Origin of the sequence: Bacillus sp. IT-79MI2, assembly GCF_949768135.1 — a bacterium.
In the GTDB taxonomy this organism is placed as follows: Bacteria; Bacillota; Bacilli; order Bacillales; family Bacillaceae_G; genus Bacillus_A; species Bacillus_A pseudomycoides.
On record NZ_CATKPV010000111.1, the window covers coordinates 1 to 2,006 of the forward strand.

At 33.4% G+C, this 2,006-nt stretch carries 1 protein-coding gene and 1 pseudogene; both read right to left on the reverse strand.

All coding sequences use genetic code 11. From position 1 onward, the window contains the following. Positions 1 to 582 precede the first annotated feature (582 nt). Positions 583 to 1,236, reverse strand: a complete 654-nt coding sequence (locus tag ACM6HU_RS25430) for a MarR family transcriptional regulator (RefSeq protein WP_414848506.1) — start codon at positions 1,234 to 1,236, stop codon at positions 583 to 585. 221 nt (positions 1,237 to 1,457) lie between these two features. After that, positions 1,458 to 2,006, reverse strand: a pseudogene (locus ACM6HU_RS25435) (mobilization protein); the annotation flags it as partial.

Sequence of the window (2,006 nt, forward strand, 5' to 3'; positions counted from 1 at the left end):
AGAATTATGTGAACATGAAAGTCCCCCAGTTAAACAATCTGGAGGACTTTTTTTATGGTTTGTTCTTGTCTTTTGGTCTTACATTTGCTTTTTGGCTAGAGTGCTGGCTCGTCGTGTGGGGGCGAAACCCCACGTATTACGTATCAACATATCGTATAAGAACTATTTTTGAACAATTGATCTAAGCGGTTCGGCTCGTATACTTGCTTGTCCAAGTCGAGAACCATTGCTTTGCTTTTTGTCTGTCGGCTTGGCGAGAAAAGCACACGAGCCGAAAAAAGTTTTGCAAGGACAACATCCAAAAGAAAAGGCGGTAGCCTTTAGGTGAGAATTAACGAACCGACTTTTTGATATTGAGGGTGGAGATTTTTGAGTGGTTTTCTCAAAAATACAACCCGTTCCTTGCGGAACTTTTAGCCTTATATATAAGAGTGAGAAGAACAAAATAAAAAAAGTCAGTAATAGCAAGGGTTTATACGATGTAGGGTGTGAATTTTTTTTCACACCTGTGTGAATTTTTTTTCACACCTAGAAAATGGAAAATAATACAAAAAAGAAAGATGTCAATAGTAAAATTGACATCTAGAATAAATAAATTGGTAATTTATGTTTTTTAGTATCTCCCTTAACCTTAAAATTTCTTAATGACTTTTTAAAAATATGTTGAGTTGCTCTATCAACACTATCCTTAGGAGAACAACACATAATATTAGGATTTACAAACCATGTACGACTTGTGCAAATCCTTCCATCATCGGTTGTCATACCTGCTTCTGCAACCCCTAAAACACCTTTCTTTAGCAAAGAATTCATTGTTTTAGAAACACTCTCTCTTGTTTTACCAAGCTTTTCAGCTAAATAGCTAGGTGTTGCTGCATTAGTATCAATTTCATTATCATCATTACTTTTTTCAATGATTACATTAGTTTTAAATTCTAGATAAGAAGAAATCTGCAATAAAAATGCTTGCTCTGCATTGGTGAAATATCCAATACCATTTAAATATTCCATATTATCCATTATAATCTGCACAAATCTCACCCGATCCGTAGGCTTTTTCTTTTTACCTATGAAATACTCTTCTCCACCAGTAGCTTTACTCAATAACTGCAAAAGCATTGCTTTTTCTTCTTCTGAATAGCCACCCGCTTGCAACTGATCATAAATACTATCAATCTTACTATCTCTTATTTTCGCTTTTTTTTCAGCTTGTCCAAAATCTACAACTTTTGTCATAAAATAATTCTCTCCCTTAGTGGAAGGAATCAACTTTTATATGTTAGAATGTATATAGAATATATATTGGTTGATTCCAACCTTATTATGAAAAACCGCCTCGCCGACCAAAGCTTGGGCGGTTTTTCTCGTTTATATGTCTTTCTATATAATAACATGAAATCCTTTGCTAAAGGTTTCCATCTGTTAAAAATCAATTCCCTTTTTCACCATTATCACGCCTATCTTTCCATATCAAAACCTTGAGATCTGCTCATTTCCCTCTTATGTTCACGTTCAAATTGATTATCTATTCCCTTGCTACCCAATTCATTTTTAATAAGCCCTCTAAACGCATTAAATTGCCCCGCAAGGGTCTTTTTCGTATTTCGATATAAAACCCTTATATTTGTCTTTAAATCTTTTATATGAGCCTCTAACAAGCCTATTTTCTTGTTTAATCTTTCATTTTCTTTTCCTAATTCATAATTTTCTTGATGAGATTCTGTTAAACCATTAAAAATCTCTTTATTTTCTTCTTTGAGATTGTTCATTTGTACTCGTAAACTCTCGTTTTCTTGCACAAAGTCTGTTTTTCTCAAACGCTTATAATCCTGTTTAATCTTAACTGCTGCATTCACTTGTTTTGTTAATTCTTGATATTGTTCTGGTGATAACACATAATTTCTTGTCTGTTTCTTCGTGATTTCAGCTTTTCCAAACATCTTATCCTGTACTTCTGTTATTACTTCTTTACGCAAAAATGGAATTTTAACAGGTTCATTTGGTAA

Bases quoted from the DNA above. Each gene is read 5' to 3' on its own strand.
- ACM6HU_RS25430 (WP_414848506.1), bottom strand. From the start codon at position 1,236: ATGACAAAAGTTGTAGATTTTGGACAAGCTGAAAAAAAAGCGAAAATA.